Below are 18,225 nucleotides of genomic sequence, written 5' to 3'. Positions count from 1 at the left end.
CACTTTGGAACGGACACGGCTTGCTGGACAGCCCATTCAAAACAGACAAGGGCAGAAGCGTCACTGCGCTTCTGCCCTATCACTGAATAGGAGGAGGGGAGTCCGTCCTGTGCAGTCCTCAGGCGGCCATTTCAGTCGGGGTCTTGTTGGAATCCGCAGCTGCCTGCAGTTCGGCCTGTGAGAATATGGAGTCCACATCAACGATTATTATGAACTTGTCCTCCTGCCTGCCCATGCCCATGATGTACTCGGCGTTGATCGCGGCTCCCATGCGCGGGGCCGGTTCGATCTCGTTTTCAGCCATCTCGAAAACCTCGCGGACCGAGTCCACAAGCGCACCGAGGACCACGTCTTCGTCGCCGAACGCCACCTCCATTATGATGATACAGGTGTCAACGGTGTCCTGCACCATGTTCATGCCGAGCTTCATGCGCATATCCATGACCGGAACCGCATGACCCCGCAGATTGATGACACCGCGCATGTACTTCGGCGTCCGGGGGATGTCCGAGATGGTCGTCAGTTCCAGAACCTCCCGTACTCTGGCGATATCGAGCGCAAAGATCTCATTGCCCAGCGTAAACGTCAGGTACTGCCCCAAAGAGCTTGCTCTTGCGTTGGTATCCATGATGCCTCCGTTAGAACTTCTCGAATTCCTGGTCCGAAGAGTCATCCGTCATCGGGATGTGGGCACCAAGATTCGTTTCGTCCTGCTTTTCTTCCTCGGCAGGAAGGGCCCGGTGAACGTTTCTTACTACGGTAGTGGACCGTCCGCCCTGAGGCAGGGCACCATGCCCGTTCACCTTGAAGAAGGCCATGGTGAGCTGCAGTTGCTGCCCCTGCGCGGCCAGTTCCTGACTGGTTGAGGCCATCTCTTCAGAAGCCGAGGCGTTTTGCTGGATAACCGTATCGAGCTGCGATATGGCGTCACTGATTTGTGTGGCACCCTCGTTCTGTTCGTTGCTTGCCGCAGCGATTTCCTGAACGAGCGACGCGGTCTTGTCGATACTGGGAACCAGCTTGTCCAGCATTTCACCGGCCTGCTTTGCGACATCCACGGTTCTGGACGAGAGTTCGCTGATTTCGTTGGCAGCTTCACCGCTCCGCTCTGCCAGCTTGCGCACTTCCGCGGCCACAACGGCGAAGCCCTTGCCATGCTCGCCTGCCCGGGCCGCTTCGATGGCTGCGTTCAAGGCAAGCAGGTTGGTCTGACGGGCGATTTCCTCGATGATGGATATCTTCTCGGCAATGTTGGTCATGGCGTCCACTGCTTCGGACACCGCCTGCCCGCTCTTCTTGGCATCGTTTGCAGAAGAATTGGCGATCTTTTCCGTTTCGTGCGCATTGGCCGAGTTCTGTTGGATATTGGATGCCATCTGCTCCATGGACGAAGAAACTTCCTCAATGGCGGCTGCCTGCTCGGTCGCCCCCTGAGACAAAGTCTGGGTGGCTGCGGAAAGCTCTTCGCTGCCGCTTGCAACGTTCTCCGTGGCGTTGCGAACATCGCTGACCACGCCGCGCAATCTTTCCGTCATGGAATTGAGCGAAGCCGCAAGAACGCCGACTTCGTCCTTCTGGTCGATGTCCAGCGTCTGCGTGAAGTCACCACCGGCCATGGCTTCGGCAAAGGAGACCCCCTTGAGCACGGGCCGGGTTATGGCGCGGGTGAGCACATAGGCCACAAGCACGCCGAGAATGAGCGCCACGGCAAGACCCGAAATCATGACCGTTGACGCAGTGGAGAGGCTTTCCACCGCAAAGTCGGCAATTTCCACGGTCTGATTCATTCCGGCCGCAGCGGTCGCCTGCGCGACTTCAAGGACCTGATCTGCAACGACGGTACGCTGGCTGCTCACTTCCTGAAGCTTCAGCCAGTTGTCCAGAAGACTCGCCATCGCCAGCTTGTACTGATTCCCGGCATCGCGGGTGGCGGCAATCTGATCGAGGTTGAACTGGAGTCGCGTAATGCCCTTCAGGTCATCAAGCAGAGAGTCGATGGTGTCAAAGTTCTTCAGCGCGTCACGGATCAGCTCGGGGTCCCGCAGGGCTTGCGACTTGAATGCCTTGATGCGGGTATCGTTACCCATGTCGATAACGTCGTTGACGAGTGTGATCTTGCGAAGCCGCTCGGCCAGCTTTTGCGGAGAGGCGGTGGCAAACTCCCGTTCCATGGCCTCATTCTGACTTGTGAGGAAGTCCGCACAATTCTTGATGTAGTTGGCTGCGGCGGCGTCCATGATGCTGCGGCTTTCCGCGATGGCTCCGTTGAGCTTGACCGTTTGATCGGAGAGCTCCTTGTACTCGTTGACCTTGGCTTCGGCCTTGTCCACGCCCTCGCGAAGCTTGACCAGCTCGGGGAACTTGCGTGCCTGCTCCTTGCATTCTTCGATGCTTTGTTCCACATCGGCCAGCCGCTCACGGCCCTGCTTCAGGTACCCTTCTTCCTCGGTAAAAGCATAGCCGCGCATCGCGTACATGGTTAAAAGCGAGTTTCGTTCAAGGGCGTTTGCCATGCCCACTTCCGGCACATAGGCCTTGGCAAGGCGCGTGGATTCCCCCTCAACACTGCTCATGTTGAAAATCGCCAGCCCGCCAAGCGTGCAGGCAATCAGTATCAGCATGGCAAATCCGCCGCCGATCTTTGTCCCAAGCTTCAAATTCTTTAACATGGCTCCCCTCCAGCAGTTGACTGCGGTTACAAAGTGTGTATCATTAAGTACACAATCAACACATCGGATATTTTTTTGCAATAGCCTGAGAGCAAGTTATAAAAGGTTCATGAAAAAATTCGGCACCCACCTCCGCACCAAGCGTCTTGAGCTTCTGAAGGAAGACAAGAGCTTCTCGCTCAGGCGCGTCAGCCAAACCATTGGCATCGAACCCTCGTACCTCAGCAAGATCGAACGGGGACAGCCGCTTTCGCTTTCCGAGGAGAAGATCGTCGCGCTGGCGCAGCTGCTTCAGGAAGACACGGACTACCTGCTCGCCATGGGCGGCAAAATATCTCAGGATGTTCAGGCCATTATCAAAGAACGGCCCATGCTCTTTTCACGACTGGTCCGGGAAATGAAAGACATGCCCGACGAGGCCATTGCGGAAGATCAGGACTTCAAAAGGCTCAACTCGGTCCTGCACCGGCTGCATGGGCTGGCCTCCATCGGAGCCTTCCAGTTGTGCGACAGCCCGGAAAAGAGCTTCTGGACAAGTCAGGTCCCGTCAATGCTCGGCTTGAACAGTGATGCGCTTCCGAGCAGGGAGATTCTTTCCGATAGTCTTGCGCCCCGGAGTAGGACGAAGTGGGAAGAGGCCATTCGCTCAGCAATGAGGGATCAGGGCGAATACGAGTGCGAACTGCACGCCGGGGCAACAGACAGGCCGAGGCACCTGCGAATATGGGGGTATTGCGACACGGGAGACGACGGCCAGCCGAGATATGCCGGGATCATTCAGGATATCACGGAGCAGGTTTCGCTCCGGGAGCAGATACTTGCAGCCAGAGATTCGCTGGAGCTGACCGTTGAGCAGCAAAACGTGGAGATTTCCACGGCCATCCGGGAAATGCGGGAGGAAGTGGCCCGGCGCAAGGAGTTGGAAGCGGAGCTCTTGCGAATCAATGAAGCAATCACCGAGAAGGCCGACCAGCAGAACAGATTTTTCAAGCAGAGCGCGTTCAAGCTCCGCTCGCTCATTACCGGCCTGTATTCCGAACTACCGACCCACTCACATGTCGGCGGCTCCTACTTCCGCAGGATTTCGGCAAAGATCAATGACCTGAGTGACTATTTCCTTGGCGCTGCCAACATCAAGGCATCCCGCTCGCCATGCGTCCCGGCAGACATCATCACTGAAACCATGACCATGTTCGAAAAGGAAGCTGACAAAAAGAGTCTCTCCCTTGCGAGCCACACGGCACCGGACGTGCCGCATCGGGTCAGCCTTGACAGAAACATTCTGGAGCGAGTGTTGATTGTCCTGCTGGAGCTTTTCTGCAGCCATACCCCGTGGGGCCAAATACAAACCGTCCTGTCCGCAAACACGGCAGAACGGCGCCTGACAGTCGCGATTTCTTCAACCTCGCTCGACTGCCCGATCAGCGATCAGGACCTCACACTGACACCCGCGTCATTTCCACGTTCGCAATGTCCCGGAGACGCGAGACTTGTTGCCCCGCTTCTGGAATGCCTTGGCGGACACGCCAGCATTCAGACCTCTGCTACTGGCGGACATTGCGTTGTGCTGGACATCCCCTATGAACCGGCAGAAGAAACAAAGGCTCAGGAGGTCTTCTCCCATGAACCCGTTCTGGTGGTGGAGGATGACGAATCCAGCAGGACCTTTGTGGAAATCCTCATGAAACAGGGCAAATACAAATACCTCTCTGCCGAAACCGGGAAACGGGCCATGGAACTGCTGGAACGTCATTCCTTCGGCCTCGTTCTCATGGATATCCAGTTGCCGGACATTAACGGAGAAGACATCGTCAAAAGAATCAGAAAAGGCACCGGCCCAAACAACGATACGCCCGTCGTCGCTGTAACGGCGCACGCCACGCGCGAGGACCGTGAACGCTTTCTGTCGTCCGGAATCGATGAAGTCGTAGCCAAGCCGTACGAGATCGAAACCCTGATGCACATGGTCGGCGTGTGGTATAAAAACGATCAAAGACAGCGGGGAGCATGCCATTCGGACGAGGCTTCCCCTGCCGCGCCATCGCTTGAGCAGAATTCAGGCTGATAGAGTTTCGCCTGAAAGGGAAAACGCAGTTCAGCTCAGTTGAGGTTCACGATCCAGAAGGGCCTCGATGACCCCGTGAAGCCGCTTCATTTCCACAGGCTTGGTTATATATTCGTCAAGCCCAGCCTTTGTGAAGACTTCTCTGTCACCCTCCATGGCATAGGCTGTCAGGGCCACAATCGGGATATTCCTCCTGTCCTGACCGACGGCCCCTTCCCTGATGTGTCTCGTCGCCTCCACGCCATCCATAATGGGCATCTGAATGTCCATCAAAATCAAATCATAGTCGTTTTTTGCAAGCTCCCTGAGCGCTTCCTCGCCGTCGTTGACAGCATGCACATTGTACCCTGATCTCTCGAGAATAGCCTTGATGGCCATTTGATTCACGGTTTCGTCTTCGGCCAAAAGAATCGACCGTTCCCGTAAATCCCTGTCCGCTTTCTCCTCCGTTTGCACAACCAGCTCCGTGTCTATCCGTTCGTTGTCCACATCAAACAACAGGCTGAACATGAATTCCGTCCCTGCGCCGAGGGAGCTCTCGACAGACAGACTCCCTCCTAGAAGGTCAATCAGGCTGCGCACTATGGACAAGCCGAGCCCTGCTCCCTGATACGCTCTCCTGTACCCCTCGTCGGCCTGCGAAAACTCTTCGAAGACCTTGTCCAGCATCTCGTCGGCAATGCCGATTCCAGTATCCGATACGGAGAACAAGACACGCACCTGACCGGCATGTTCCACGTTCAGCAGGCTGGCTTCACATCTAATTGCTCCCGAATCAGTAAACTTGACGGCGTTACCCACAAGGTTGGTCAATATCTGCTGAAGCCTGAGAGCGTCACCGATCAGGTTTTCAGGGATCGACTCATCCAGCTTCATTATCAGTTCAAGGCCCTTTTGTTCGCACATGGGCCTGAAGAGTTGCTCCACAAGTTGAAACGTCTCTACAATGTCCAGCGGCACCTCGACAACATTCATCCTTCCGTGCTCGATTCTAGTCAAATCCAGGATGTCGCCAAGCACCCCGTTAAGACGTTTAGCCGACTGAACCGAGAGCTGCACATATTTGTCCTGTTCTTCATCAAGCTCCGTGGTCATAAGCAATTGCTGCATCCCCATGATGCCGTTTAGCGGAGTTCTCAGCTCATGACTCATGTTTGCAAGGAAAAGACTTTTGGCTTCATTCGCGGCCTCGGCTTCCTCCTTTGATACCTTGAGTTCCTGCATGGCCTGATAGAGTATGCTGTTGTCGGCGACCTGCGAGAGAATGGAAACGACTGTGCCCTTTTCATCGCGCAGGGGCGAATTGTACCACTGGCAATGCACGATGCTGCCGTCTTTCCGATAATTTCGGTTTTCCACGACATTGAACGAAGCGTTGCCATCAAAGAGTTCGCCCACATCCTGTGCAACCTTCTTCGCATCCTCAGGCGGAATGAACGGAAAGTCGGACCACGTCTTGCCCACGACTTCCCTTCTGGACCAGCCAAAAATCCTCTCCGCCTGTCTGGACCAGCTCTTTATCGTGATTCCGCCCTCCCACTCGATGACAGCCAGCGGGGAGTTGTTCACATAGAATGAAATACGATCCAGTGCCGTTTTAAGCGCCTTCTCCCTCTCCTGCGATTCCGTTATGTCCGTAATATACCCCACGGTCCCCACGGGATCACCTTCCGCGCTTGGCAGCACCGCCTTGTGGATGATGAAAAACCGCTCTCCGAGGACAGTTTCCATTACATGCTCGAAGTTCTGCACCGCCCCGGGCTGATAGAGCTCATTGTGATTGGTGCCAAACGCTACGGCGTCTTTCTTTTCAAACAGTTCGTAGGGTGTCCGGCCAATGATGTCAGAACGCTTCACCCCGAAAAACCTCTCGAACGAGGAGTTGCAGCCAAGATATCGCCCCATTCTGTCTTCATAGAAAATCGGTATCGAGATGGTTTCAAGAAGCGTTTCAATGAAACGGGCTTGCTCCTCGGAACGCCGCTGATAACGACGTCGATTAAGGAAATTGAAGGAAAGCAGAAGACTCAGCGTGGCAAAAATGGCCAATATCGTTCCATAAATCCAGACAACGGACGCATACTGGTCATAAAAACCGGGCTCGAAGTTGAGGATGGTTGTGTTGGGTGGCAGCGCGTCAACACTATAGTCGAAACGATCCATGGCCTTTTTATCGGCCATGAAGACATTCGGGCTATCCAGCATGACAGGAATGGACTCGATGGCGGCTCCGTCTAGGACCCGCAGGGCAATAAGCGCTGCGGCCCTGCCTTGGGCCTTTGAGGACACAACTTTCCCGCCCACCGGGCCGTAGCCCATCCAGAAATCCCAAGCGGCAAACAAAGGGGCGGTGGAACTCTGACTGAGCCTTGCTGCGGCGGCGCTTACGGGAATAAGCCCCCGGTCATCAAACGGACGGCATGCCGGGATGACCATCCAGCCATCCCCCAGCGCCCCGAGCTCCTTTTCAAGAACCGTGATGTCGGTGTCATCTATGATGCGAACATCTACAACATCACGCAACGGTGCAATCTGTTGCAAAAACATGGCCTTGTTGTTTTGTCCCGTGGCCGTGTCTTCGGCAAGAAAAAGGACCCGCCTGATTGAAGGATCAAATCGCTGTGCCAGCTTGATCGTGTTCAGGAAATCGGGAACCTCGGAAACGCCCGTCATGTTCCGGCGCTCTTTGAGCATCGATGGAGAATAGAAATTGATTCCCGTAAAGATCACAGGAATCGTCTCGGGGATAAGATCGCGTTCGTCCACAACAAATTTCAAAGCATCGTTATCCGTGACGATAACGAGATCATAGTCACGCTCATCCAGCTTGACCCTCAGGTACTCCTTCGCTTTGTCAAGCATGCGCGGCCAATTCTCTCCGGATCTGGCTCTGTCCAGATATTCGATGTCCATGTCATACGGGGTTTCATGCTTGGAAAAAGCTGCCTCAATGCCCTCCTGAAATCCGTCGGTCCATGCCAGCCCTTGATGGTAGCTGTGCAAAACGAGAATCCGGGTGGTAGCGTCCTTCGCCTGCGCACTTGGCACGGCAAACACCAGCACAAGCGTGACGCAGAGAAGAGATGTGACCCGACATTTCGACAAGTTCAAAAAAACTCATGCCCCCTCCGCGACGTACAATCCCCTTCAACTGTCTATGGCCGCCCCACAGCCTGGTTATCAGCGGTCAAACGCTATTTTCTGAAACACAGTACCCCCTGCGATCTTTTAGAGACAGTATTATCATAGAAGAAGGTGACTGAAATCATGGCGGCCGCATGCTCACGGACGCGTCGAGCGAGCGCGGCTTGCGGGACAAAGCAGAGGGTGAAAGCTGATAGCTTTACAGTAAATTGAGAACAGTGCCGAAAATGCTGCGTACCGCGAGAAGCGATACTGAAGCCATGGGCACGAGCCACGAGACGGGAAAACGGCACAAATAAACGCTTATCTTAGGAATTCTAACCGGGTGCAAACGAAGCCGATCGTATTAAAGTCACGTTCGGCACGACTGAAGAGACGGACGAAACGTTGCTGGGCATGTATATCGACATCGACATGGGCCATTTGAGCGCACTCATCAGCCAGATGGACTTGCAGACGGATGTCGCCGCACTGAATGACAACACCTATCCGCTGGGCATCGGCCCGTCCCTCATGGATGAAAACATGAAGAACGCGGCAGTCAAACTGCTCAAGGCGCTTTGCTTGGAAAAGGAAACGAGAATCCTCGCACCGGAACTGGTTCGGAAAATCTACTACCGGGCACTGTGCGGCACGCAGGCACCTATGCTATACTCTCCTGCAAAGGGCAGCAACGCTTTCTCCCGTGTGGCTCGGGTCATTACGAATCTGGAGGGCAACTACTCGGAAAAGTACGATGTTCAGCAGATGGCCGACTCTGTCATCATGAGCGTTTCGACTTTTCATAAGGCTTTCAAGGAAATCACAGCAGACTCACCGCTCCAGTACCTCAAGAAGATTCGGCTCGCGCGGGCACAGGACCTCATCATCCAGAAAAACACGAAAGCCTACCTTGCTGCCGACGCCGTGGGATATGAACGCCCATCCCAGTTCAGCCGCGAGTTCAAGCGGCATTTCGGTCAGAACCCGGCCGAAGTGATGCGGGATATTCGTTCAGCCTGAGCCAACCGATAGCATAAAGCACTGTTAACCGCTGGAGGTAGCCATGGATCGCCGTGATTTTCTGAAAAAGACCATCCGGGGCGGAATCGTCGCCGGGTCCACCCTCGCCTTCGGCGGCGTCAGCGCCTTCTGGAACGCGGCCGCCACAGCCGCAGAGCCTGAACAGGCATGGGACCTTGTGGCTGTCCGGGGTGGTGAACCGGATGTCATGTTCGACGCCGCCATTAGTGCCTACAACGGCATGCAGACATTTGTGTCCAGAGGAAGCAAGGTGGTCATCAAGCCGAACATCGGCTGGGACGTATCGCCTGAACGGGGCGGCAACACCAACCCCAAGCTTGTCGGACGCATCGTGGAGCACTGTCTCGACGCCGGGGCCGCAGAAGTCATCGTCTTCGACCACTCCTGCGACAGCTGGCGGCAATGCTACCTGAACAGCGGCATCGAAGCCGCAGTTGAATCCGCAGGCGGGAAAATGCTCTCGGCGGACAGCGAAAGCTATTACCGGGAAGTCGCCATTCCCGGAGGGCGCAACCTGACCAGCGCACAGGTTCACAAGGCACTGCTCGAAGCGGACGTCTTTCTTAACGTGCCCGTGCTCAAGGACCACAGTTCCTCGCTGATCACCGCCAGCATGAAGAACCTTATGGGCGTGGTGTGGGACCGCTGGTATTTTCATAGAAACGACCTGCACCAGTGCATTGCGGACATCGCCTCCTTCAGAAAGCCGGACCTCACCATTCTGGACGCGTATCACGTCATGATGCGAAACGGCCCTCGAGGAGTATCCGTGGAAGACGTGGTCAAGATGAAGGCTCAAGTGCTCTCGACGGATTTCGTGGCAGCCGACGCCGCCGGTGCCAGACTCTACGGCGTAGACCCCGACGATGTCCGTCACATAAGGCTGGCCGCAGAAATGCAACTCGGTAGAATGGACCTGAAAAACCTTTCCATCAACCGGATCAAACTCGGATAAAAATGCGTCTGCCAAAATTGAAATGGCTACGGGTCGCAGTCGCCATAGCCTTTCTGGCCTCGACGTCAGTTCTCTTTCTGGATTTCCGAGGAATCGGGACCAAGGATTACGTCGACGGAGTGCTGTTCCTTCAGTTTGTCCCGTCGCTGTTAAGCTTCCTGAAAGATGCATCTCTCGGGGCCACAGGGTTTCTTGTGGTGCTGGGCGTCACAGCGCTGTTCGGGCGCGTCTACTGCTCAACGGTGTGTCCTTTCGGAACGCTGCAGGACATAATCAGCCGCATCGCCAGCCCCAGACGTCGCGGGTTCGCCTTCTCGAAGCCGCACAACACGTTGCGCTATGCCATTCTCGGCCTGACCGTGCTTGTGTTTCTGGGCGGAAGCGGGTTGTTGGTCAACCTCCTCGACCCCTTCAGCAATTTCGGGCGCATTCTTACAAACATCATCCGTCCCGTCGTGCTCGCCGTAAACAACGCCGTTGCCCCTGTCTTTGAAGCCGTGGGGGCGCACACCCTTTACAGAGTCCGATGGCCGACAGTGGCCCCTGCCTCGGTCGGAGTGGCTGCGACCATGCTCCTCGTGGCCGGATGGCTCAGCACTCGCAACGGCCGCCTCTATTGCAACACCCTCTGTCCCGTTGGCGCACTGCTCGGGCTGATCTCCAGAGCATCACCCATACAGATTCGCCTTGCCGGGGGTACGTGCCGGGAATGCGGAAAATGCGAACGGGTCTGCAAGGCTGGGTGCATTGACTTCGAGCGGAAAAGTGTGGACGTCAGCCGCTGCGTTGCATGTTACAACTGTCTGTCCGCATGTCCCGACAACGCATTGCAACTCGGAACCGCGCCCCGAAAGACTTCCCGCTCAAAAGAGGTCGCATCCGGCAGACGGACCTTCCTCATCGGGCTGGCAACAGGCACCCTGAGCCTGACAACAACCACGGCAAAGGCGGCCCTGCCGCCCGGATTTGTTCCAAGCCGACCGACGACCATCCCGGAAAACCGATCCTGTCCGGCCTCGCCACCCGGCTCAATCTCAATCAAACACTTCACGTCCAGATGCACGGCGTGCCATCTCTGCGTGTCTGCATGCCCGTCCGGGGTACTGGTCCCTTCGCTTTCTGACTACGGCCTGCACAACATCATGCAGCCGCAGATGGGCTTCAGCTCGGCACACTGCAACTTCGACTGTACCATCTGCTCACAAATCTGCCCGAGCGGTGCCATTCTGCCACTGACCAAGGAGCAGAAACAACGCACGCAAATCGGCAAGGCGCATTTCATCAAAAAGAACTGCGTGGTGTATACCGACAACACAAACTGTGGAGCCTGCTCGGAACACTGTCCGACCAAGGCGGTGCATATGGTGCCCTACCAGACAGTGAACGGCCGTAAACTGGTCATCCCCGAAGTGAATCAGAAGATATGCGTCGGGTGCGGCGGGTGTGAACATGCCTGCCCCACCCGCCCCTACAGGGCGATCTATGTTGATGGAAACCCGGTGCATGAGCGTGCCGAAAAACCGATCATCAAAAAGCTGGAACCGGCACCCCACCTTGAAGAGGACTTTCCTTTCTAGCCAATCAGTCAGGGCCATGTGCCTCGAGAAGCATCCCTTCGCCTACCCGACAAAGTAGGCAAGGATGTGATCCATGAACAAGCGCACCCTCTTGGGCCTCTGACGGCAGCCTGTCACCATGCTTACACTTTCCAATCAGCATGAAATGCGCCGAAAAACACACGGCAGGCATGCCGATCCCCCTCTCCAACCGCGTATTGACAGCCAACTTGACATCTTCAGGCTTTTCGATAAGCATTCCGCCAATCTTCACCAAGGAGTCTGGATGTTTTGCCAGTTCATGGATCTTGTGCCCCGAATGTGGATAACGGGTAGACCACGGATCTAAGCTGCCTCCTCGCTGCGCGTCTTTCGCGGCGTCCATCTGGTTGTACTCGACCCCCGAAAGACTGTTTCTCTTGAAACAGGTCTTATGGTGTACCCTTCTTCCACATCCCCATTTACGACAATTTGACGCCGGAATACCCGGCTGACACACCACTATTGCCGATATCATCGGAAAGACAAATGGGTTCAACATGACTTCCACCATATCATCGAAGACGCTGTTTCAGCTCGGCTGGAACGACTATTTTGCACGACTGGCAGAAAGCGAAAACATTAGCATCAACAAGGTCGCCCGGGTCCTCAGCGCACAGCGCAACAGGTTTCTAGTCAGCAACGGGCATTTTGAATGGCTCTGTACGCCTTGCGGCAGGATTCGACACAACCGGCAGCTGGATTACCCCGTGACCGGTGACTGGGTGCTCGTGGAAGAAAGCGTGGTGAAACACGTGATTCCCCGACGAAACACGCTCTGTCGGGCAGAGGCCGGTTCACGCGGAAAACAGGCCGCCGAGGTTCAAAAAGAGCAGCCCATCGCGGCAAACATCGACTCGGTATTCATCGTGAGCGGGCTTGACCGTGACTTCAACCTGCGGCGAATGGAGCGCTTCCTGACGCTGATATACAACTGCGGGATGTCGCCGGTGCTCGTTCTGACCAAGGCGGACCTTCATGACTGTCCCGAATCATTCGCGGACGAAACCGCGACGATCGCATTCGGTGTTCCGGTCATCCTTACATCCACCAAGGATGCGCGAGGCGTCACCGAGCTGACCGGCTACCTGAAATCCGGTCAGACCGCATGCATGGTCGGCTCTTCGGGAGCAGGCAAGTCATCTCTGGCAAACCTGCTGTACGGCAGCAACATTCAGGCAACATCCACAGTGAGCGAAAGCGTTGGCAAAGGCCGCCACACAACAACCTCCCGCGAACTCATCACCATGCCGCAAGGCGGTCTGCTCATGGACAATCCGGGCATTCGGGAAATCGCGTTCTCCAGAAACGGTGACGGCCTGGACTCCACGTTTTCCGACATTCACGAGCTGGCGGAATCCTGCCGTTTTGCTGACTGTTCGCACCAAAACGAACCCGGCTGTGCAGTGCTTCAGGCCGTCGAATCCGGCGAACTTCGCGGAGAGCGCCTGAGCAACTATCACAAAATGCAGCGTGAAATGGACTACATCCAGGCCCGAAATGAAAAGGATGCGGATTACATAGAAAAAGAACGCTGGAAAGGCATTGCCATGGAGATAAAGCGGATGCACAAACGCAAGAAGCACTAAACCACCAAATAAGGGGCTTGGGACAAAAATCCCAAGCCCCTAACATTCAATGGCGGAGCCGAAGGGACTCGAACCCTCGGCCTCCGGCGTAACAGGACACAAAAGGAAAACGGGAAGGCCGCTTATTTACATTATTTCAGTCATTTAAAACGCAACCAATCGCATTTAAATCACGTTTGACACAACTGAAACCACGCACGAACTACGAAAATCAAGTGTCACGGAAAAACTTGATCAGGAGCGGAAGTGCGGGTTTTGATTGAGGCTGTGGTAAAACTGAACATGTCGAATACATGACTGCTTTCGACGCAAAAGCCATCAGATATTTTCTGCAATAGGCGGAGCGGGCTGCACTGTCTATCCTTGAAACGATTCATGCCCTTTGAATCCCGCCTCATCACCTCAACAACAACAGCGGCACCTCACTGGCAGAAAGCATGGCCGTTGTGGTGGACCCAACGAGAAACTGCTTGATGCGCGAGTGACCATAAGCCCCCATTATCAGCAAATCGAGTTTGTGCTCACGGCGGTAATCGATCAATGCGCTCTGCACATCGCCCGTGACGATAGCCGCCTGAGTCGGATGACCTGTAAGGGGAAGCGCCTGCCGAGCTTCTTCCAAGGCGGCGCGGTTGGCGGAGTTGTCCGTACCCACCATAACCACATGCGCTTTCAGCCCCCTTAGCAAATCACTCTTGCCAACGTTGGCCAGCGCTTTCTTTGCGGTCGCGGAGCCGTCGTAAGCAATCATGTAGCTTTGTGGTTCGCTGAAACCGGGTAGAGCGACAAATATCGGGCGATTGACCGTACGGATAACGTTCTCCAAATGGCTGCCAATGGCTCCGGATATTTCCTGATGCGCTTCACCCTGGCGACCGATGACAACCAAACGGGTTGTGGACTCCAATTCGGCCAGCGATTCGACCAATGTGCCGTGGCGTTGGGTCAGGTTCACCTCTTCGGCGCCGGCGTCCTGCACTCGCTTTCCCGCCTCCTCCAGCAGGTGTTTGCCCTGCTGCAGCGCCAAGCGACTCCGCTTGCGATCCAGTTCAACCAGCTCCTCGCGCAACTGTTCACGGCTGCCAAGACCAATGGAACCGGAGAGGTCAGCGTCCTCCTCTCGGGGAAACTCGTCCTTATCCAATACATGCAGCATGCGCAATTGTGCGCCGAGACGACCGTGAGCCCATACGGCGGCATCGCACACGGCAAGGGCCGCACTGGAGCCATCGATACACGCAAGAATTTCTTTCATGACTGTCTCTCTAGTGGCCAGCGAGGAGTTTGTCCACTTCGCCAGGTTTGTCGTGTACGCCATAGCGGTCCACAATGGTGGCGCTGGCTTCATTGTATCCCAGAATCTCCACCTCGGCGCCTTTACGACGGAATTTGAGCACCATCTTGTCCAACGCTGCGACGGCGGAGAGATCCCAGAAATGAGCTTGCGTCATGTCGATGGTGACGCTCTCCAAAGCTTCGCCGAAGTCGATGGCATCAATAAAGTTCGTGGCAGAGGCGAAGAAGACCTGTCCTCGGATGCGATACGTGCGATGCATACCGTCTGGTGTAACATCGCTTGTAACGCACATTAGTCTGCCCACCTTGTTGGCGAAGAAGAGTGAAGAGACGAGCACGCCTACGAAGACACCAATGGCCAGATTATGAGTGGCAACCACCACTACTACGGTGGAGAGCATGACAAGGTTGGCGCTCATGGGATGGGTTCGCAGGTTGCGCAGGGATTCCCACGAGAAGGTGCCGATGGAAACCATAATCATCACCGCCACCAGTGCTGGCATGGGAATCTGCCGAATGATGTCGCCGAGGAAGACCACCATGAGAATCAGCACCACACCAGCCGAGAGAGATGAGAGTCGTCCGCGTCCGCCGGATTTTACGTTGATGACGGATTGACCGATCATTGCGCAGCCCGCCATGCCGCCGATAAACCCTGTCCCGATGTTGGCAATGCCCTGTCCGATGCACTCAAGGTTGCGGCGACTGGAGGTGTCGGTCAGGTCGTCAACGATAGTCGTGGTCATCATGGATTCCAGCAGGCCAACCACGGCGAGTCCTGCCGAGTAGGGGAAAATTATCGCCAGCGTTTCAAGCGTCAGAGGCACGTTCGGCCACAAGAAGACGGGCAACGTATCTGGAAGCTGGCCCAAATCGCCCACAGTGCGGACCGGCAAGTCCAACGCCACCGCCAGAATGGTAAGCACGATGATGCAAACCAGCGGCGAGGGGACCAGCGATCCCACTTTAGGGATGCGCGGAAAAAGATAGATGATCGCGAGCCCTGCGGCAGTCATGGCATACACGTGTCCGGTGACACCAGTCAGTTCAGGCAGTTGGGCCATAAAGATGAGTATGGCCAGCGCATTGACGAAGCCGGTGACCACCGAACGCCCTACGAATCGGATTAAATCCCCAAGCCGAAAGAATCCGGCGAGTATTTGCAAAAGGCCGGTGAGAATGGTGGCAGCCAACAAGTATTCGAGCCCATAGTCCTGAACAAGCGTTACGATCAGCAACGCCATTGCCCCGGTGGCCCCCGAGATCATTCCTGGGCGTCCACCAGCGATGGCGGTGATCACAGCCATAGAAAAGGCGGCATACAGCCCGACAGTTGGGTCCACCCCAGCTATGATGGAGAAGGCGATGGCCTCTGGAATAAGAGCCAGCGCCACGACGAGTCCTGCTAGAAGGTCGCCGCGCAAATTGAATAACCAGTTTTTTCGTAGGCTATGAAGCATGTAATGGGATGGTCCGTTGGTTGTTGTTTTGTAAAAAGAAGGTGGTGACTACATGCTTAGGGGCAGGATGTCGAGGAGTAGAGAAATGACCTCGTTTTTTTTCATATGCTTCACTTGATTCAAGCCCTCTATGCACATGACAAATCGATCAACGCAGACTTTAAAAGCGCCAAACGTGTATATGCATTGCGATGTTGCCCCCGCGAAATCGGACACTCGGCTGTTGCAATTTGGCGGATGAACTCGCAGGAAAGCTTCATCCGCAGTCCCACGTGGAGGTGCCTCTCGTTATAATCCTCGAACCAGTCGGCCAGTTGGGCAGCGTTTTCGTGTCGGGCCGATCATGCACGTAGGCATAATCGCGCTTGAAGGTCGGGCAACGTACCGGGATGAAACAGCTCTCCAGCCCCGACCAGGAAGCGAAGGCCAACAGTTTCCCGAGCCGTGTAGCAGGAGCCGTTGTCCGACAGCCATTGAACCGAGTGCGGGGGGACTACCACACGAAGACGAGCCACCAAACGGCAAAAACGGCACAAAAAAAGGGTCACACTTTCGTGTAACCCTTTGATTTTAATGGCGGAGCCGAAGGGACTCGAACCCTCGGCCTCCGGCGTGACAGGACACATAAGAAAAATGGGAAGGCCGCTTATTTACATGATTTCGGCCGGTTAAAAACGTCACCAATCGCATTAAAATTACGTTTGACACGACTGAAGCCACGGACGAGCCACGTGAATTGGGCCTTCGACCAGTCTCTTTTCCGTCTGGTCCATGGCTATTCCTGACCCGGATTTCGACATCTACTGACCAGTCTATGCAGAGTGCTCGCCTGGGACATCCAGCCCCATGTCCATGATGCGGATATATTCGCTGTAGGCGTACACCCGGTTGCGTTTTCTACCACTGACCTCCTTCACGATGCCGAAGAGCTCCAGATTGCGCAAGGAGCTGTTGATCGTCGCATGGGTTTTTCCCGTAGCTTCGACCAGACTGGACGGGGTGGAGATCGGCTGTGCCAGCAGGGCGTTGTGGATGGCCTTGGCCGTCTCCTTCGCCTTACCCAATCCATTGATTGTCGCTGAATCCCTGGCAAACATGTCCTGAAGCTCCTTGGCCGTGAGGACTGCCTGGTCTGCCGTCCGCACGACCGCTTCGGCGAAGAACGCAAGCCAAGACTCCCAATCCCCTTTCCTTCTGACAGTATCCAACATGTCGTAATATTGCTGGCGATACGTCTTGAAGTAGAGACTGAGATACAAGGACGGCTGCTTCAAAAGCCCTTCCGCGCACAGAAGCAAAGTGATCATCAATCGGCCAAGGCGACCGTTGCCGTCGAGATGAGGATGGATCGTCTCAAACTGCAAGTGCGCCAAGGCTGCTTTAAGGAGCGGTGGAATATCTTCATCATGAAGGAACTTCTCCAGGTCGCCCATAAGGTCCATCAAATGAGTATGTGGCGGCGGGATGAACACGGCATTTCCCGGACGAGTGCCACCAACCCAATTCTGAGTTCGCCGATATTCGCCCGGCGCAAGATTCTGGCCGCGCCCACTCCGAAGCAGAATCGCGTGCATCTCTTTAAGCAAACGCAAGCTCAGTGGGAAACCATCCTCCCGCATGCGCTTCAATCCATGATTTAGTGCTGCAACATAGTTGCTGACCTCGGCCACGTCATCCTGGGGAACAGAAACGGCCTCGCCAACCTCGTGTGTCAATAAGTCTGATAACGAAGACTGGGTCCCCTCGATCTGGGAGGAAAGAACAGCTTCCTTACGTACATACATATAAAGGAAGAGTTCCGTATTCGGAACGATCTCATTGATGGCGTTCAGTTCGCCTAACGACACATGAGCCTGGTCGAAAAGCTTCTGCAAGTCGCCGCTCCATTTGATACCCGGCTCCGGCGGCAGTGGATCAGGGATGAATGCCTCCACCCGTTCATCCTTGACGCTGACAATCTCGATACGCCCTGTTTTCTTTCTTAACATAAGAAGCCTTATTATTTTAGAATCATCGACTAAACTAAAATAACAGAGCTGTTTATTTTAGGCAAATGCGAAACCAAAACGAATATGCAGACCTCCACAGTTCTTCACATCAGACTGAGGAAAGGACTATTCATCCCCGGCAGTACGGCGTGGGTGGAGCCACCAAAGCCCCTAATGACACGTTGTGGGCAAGCATCATAGTTGCTCAAAAACACAATTTGGCGTTCCATCTTTTGGAATAAACTTTGGTTATCATTTGCGGGAGGGGCGACCCGTGGGCGATGAACAGCACATCCGCACTCTGGCAGTTTCAATCCACGCCCCTGCGGGAGGGGCGACACAGGCCCAACGAGCGGACATCCTGCTTTGTCCTTGTTTCAATCCACGCCCCTGCGGGAGGGGCGACTGTGACCACGGTCCATGTCTCCTGCCTGTGGTGAT

Annotated in this window: 11 protein-coding genes and 1 pseudogene; 5 read left to right on the top strand and 7 right to left on the bottom strand. The window is 55.2% G+C overall.

Annotated elements, in window-relative coordinates:
• Positions 1-118: 118 nt before the first annotated feature.
• Together JCM12178_RS04665 and JCM12178_RS04660 are read right to left on the bottom strand one after the other, a co-directional pair.
• Complete coding sequence (locus tag JCM12178_RS04665; protein ID WP_054649198.1) at positions 119-628, bottom strand: chemotaxis protein CheW; 510 nt, start codon at positions 626-628, stop codon at positions 119-121.
• A gap of 10 nt (positions 629-638) precedes the next feature.
• Positions 639-2,669, bottom strand: coding sequence for a HAMP domain-containing methyl-accepting chemotaxis protein (locus JCM12178_RS04660; protein WP_054649196.1), 2,031 nt, complete (start codon positions 2,667-2,669; stop codon positions 639-641).
• A gap of 109 nt (positions 2,670-2,778) precedes the next feature.
• Between JCM12178_RS04660 and JCM12178_RS17575 the strand changes: the two genes are divergently transcribed.
• Positions 2,779-4,734, top strand: a complete 1,956-nt coding sequence (locus tag JCM12178_RS17575; protein ID WP_083465736.1) for a response regulator — start codon at positions 2,779-2,781, stop codon at positions 4,732-4,734.
• 30 nt (positions 4,735-4,764) lie between these two features.
• Here JCM12178_RS17575 and JCM12178_RS04650 read toward each other — a convergent pair whose 3' ends face one another.
• Entirely contained in the window at positions 4,765-7,797 is a 3,033-nt protein-coding gene (locus JCM12178_RS04650) for a PAS domain S-box protein (protein WP_157054753.1), read from the bottom strand.
• A 468-nt stretch (positions 7,798-8,265) separates the two neighbouring features.
• On the opposite strand from JCM12178_RS04650, the gene JCM12178_RS04645 reads away from it, so the two are divergent.
• The 4 genes from JCM12178_RS04645 to rsgA all read left to right on the top strand — a co-directional run bounded on the left by JCM12178_RS04645 (position 8,266) and on the right by rsgA (position 13,040).
• Entirely contained in the window at positions 8,266-8,880 is a 615-nt protein-coding gene (locus JCM12178_RS04645; RefSeq protein WP_369404459.1) for an AraC family transcriptional regulator, read from the top strand.
• 43 nt (positions 8,881-8,923) lie between these two features.
• Complete coding sequence (locus JCM12178_RS04640) at positions 8,924-9,856, top strand: DUF362 domain-containing protein (RefSeq protein WP_054649192.1); 933 nt, start codon at positions 8,924-8,926, stop codon at positions 9,854-9,856.
• A 2-nt stretch (positions 9,857-9,858) separates the two neighbouring features.
• Positions 9,859-11,433, top strand: a complete 1,575-nt coding sequence (locus tag JCM12178_RS04635; protein ID WP_054649190.1) for a 4Fe-4S binding protein — start codon at positions 9,859-9,861, stop codon at positions 11,431-11,433.
• A gap of 518 nt (positions 11,434-11,951) precedes the next feature.
• On the top strand, positions 11,952-13,040 hold the full coding sequence (rsgA, locus tag JCM12178_RS04630) for a ribosome small subunit-dependent GTPase A (RefSeq protein WP_054649187.1): 1,089 nt from the start codon (positions 11,952-11,954) through the stop codon (positions 13,038-13,040).
• 397 nt (positions 13,041-13,437) lie between these two features.
• Here the strand turns inward: rsgA and JCM12178_RS04625 are convergent, their stop codons facing one another.
• From JCM12178_RS04625 to JCM12178_RS04615, 4 genes and pseudogenes are all read right to left on the bottom strand, one after another.
• Positions 13,438-14,295 carry a universal stress protein gene (locus JCM12178_RS04625; RefSeq protein ID WP_054649185.1) on the bottom strand — a complete coding sequence of 286 codons (858 nt, stop codon included), beginning with the start codon at positions 14,293-14,295 and terminating at the stop codon, positions 13,438-13,440.
• Between the two features lie 10 nt (positions 14,296-14,305).
• Positions 14,306-15,796, bottom strand: coding sequence for a SulP family inorganic anion transporter (locus JCM12178_RS04620; protein ID WP_054649183.1), 1,491 nt, complete (start codon positions 15,794-15,796; stop codon positions 14,306-14,308).
• Positions 15,797-16,002: 206 nt separating this feature from the next.
• Positions 16,003-16,284 (bottom strand): annotated as a pseudogene (locus tag JCM12178_RS19340) (IS3 family transposase); the annotation flags it as partial.
• Positions 16,285-16,608: 324 nt separating this feature from the next.
• Positions 16,609-17,784 carry a Fic family protein gene (locus JCM12178_RS04615; protein ID WP_054649181.1) on the bottom strand — a complete coding sequence of 392 codons (1,176 nt, stop codon included), beginning with the start codon at positions 17,782-17,784 and terminating at the stop codon, positions 16,609-16,611.
• Between the last annotated feature and the right edge of the window lie 441 nt (positions 17,785-18,225).

The organism is Salidesulfovibrio brasiliensis JCM 12178 (assembly GCF_001311825.1).
In the GTDB taxonomy this organism is placed as follows: Bacteria; Desulfobacterota; Desulfovibrionia; order Desulfovibrionales; family Desulfovibrionaceae; genus Pseudodesulfovibrio; species Pseudodesulfovibrio brasiliensis.
This window is presented reverse-complemented; position numbering and strand designations above follow the sequence as displayed.

Coding starts and splice junctions, on each gene's coding strand:
- JCM12178_RS04665 (WP_054649198.1), bottom strand. CDS start 628: ATGGATACCAACGCAAGAGCAAGCTCTTTGGGGCAGTACCTGACGTTT.
- JCM12178_RS04660 (WP_054649196.1), bottom strand. CDS start 2,669: ATGTTAAAGAATTTGAAGCTTGGGACAAAGATCGGCGGCGGATTTGCC.
- JCM12178_RS17575 (WP_083465736.1), top strand. CDS start 2,779: ATGAAAAAATTCGGCACCCACCTCCGCACCAAGCGTCTTGAGCTTCTG.
- JCM12178_RS04640 (WP_054649192.1), top strand. CDS start 8,924: ATGGATCGCCGTGATTTTCTGAAAAAGACCATCCGGGGCGGAATCGTC.
- JCM12178_RS04635 (WP_054649190.1), top strand. CDS start 9,859: ATGCGTCTGCCAAAATTGAAATGGCTACGGGTCGCAGTCGCCATAGCC.
- rsgA (WP_054649187.1), top strand. CDS start 11,952: ATGACTTCCACCATATCATCGAAGACGCTGTTTCAGCTCGGCTGGAAC.
- JCM12178_RS04625 (WP_054649185.1), bottom strand. CDS start 14,295: ATGAAAGAAATTCTTGCGTGTATCGATGGCTCCAGTGCGGCCCTTGCC.
- JCM12178_RS04620 (WP_054649183.1), bottom strand. CDS start 15,796: ATGCTTCATAGCCTACGAAAAAACTGGTTATTCAATTTGCGCGGCGAC.
- JCM12178_RS04615 (WP_054649181.1), bottom strand. CDS start 17,784: ATGTTAAGAAAGAAAACAGGGCGTATCGAGATTGTCAGCGTCAAGGAT.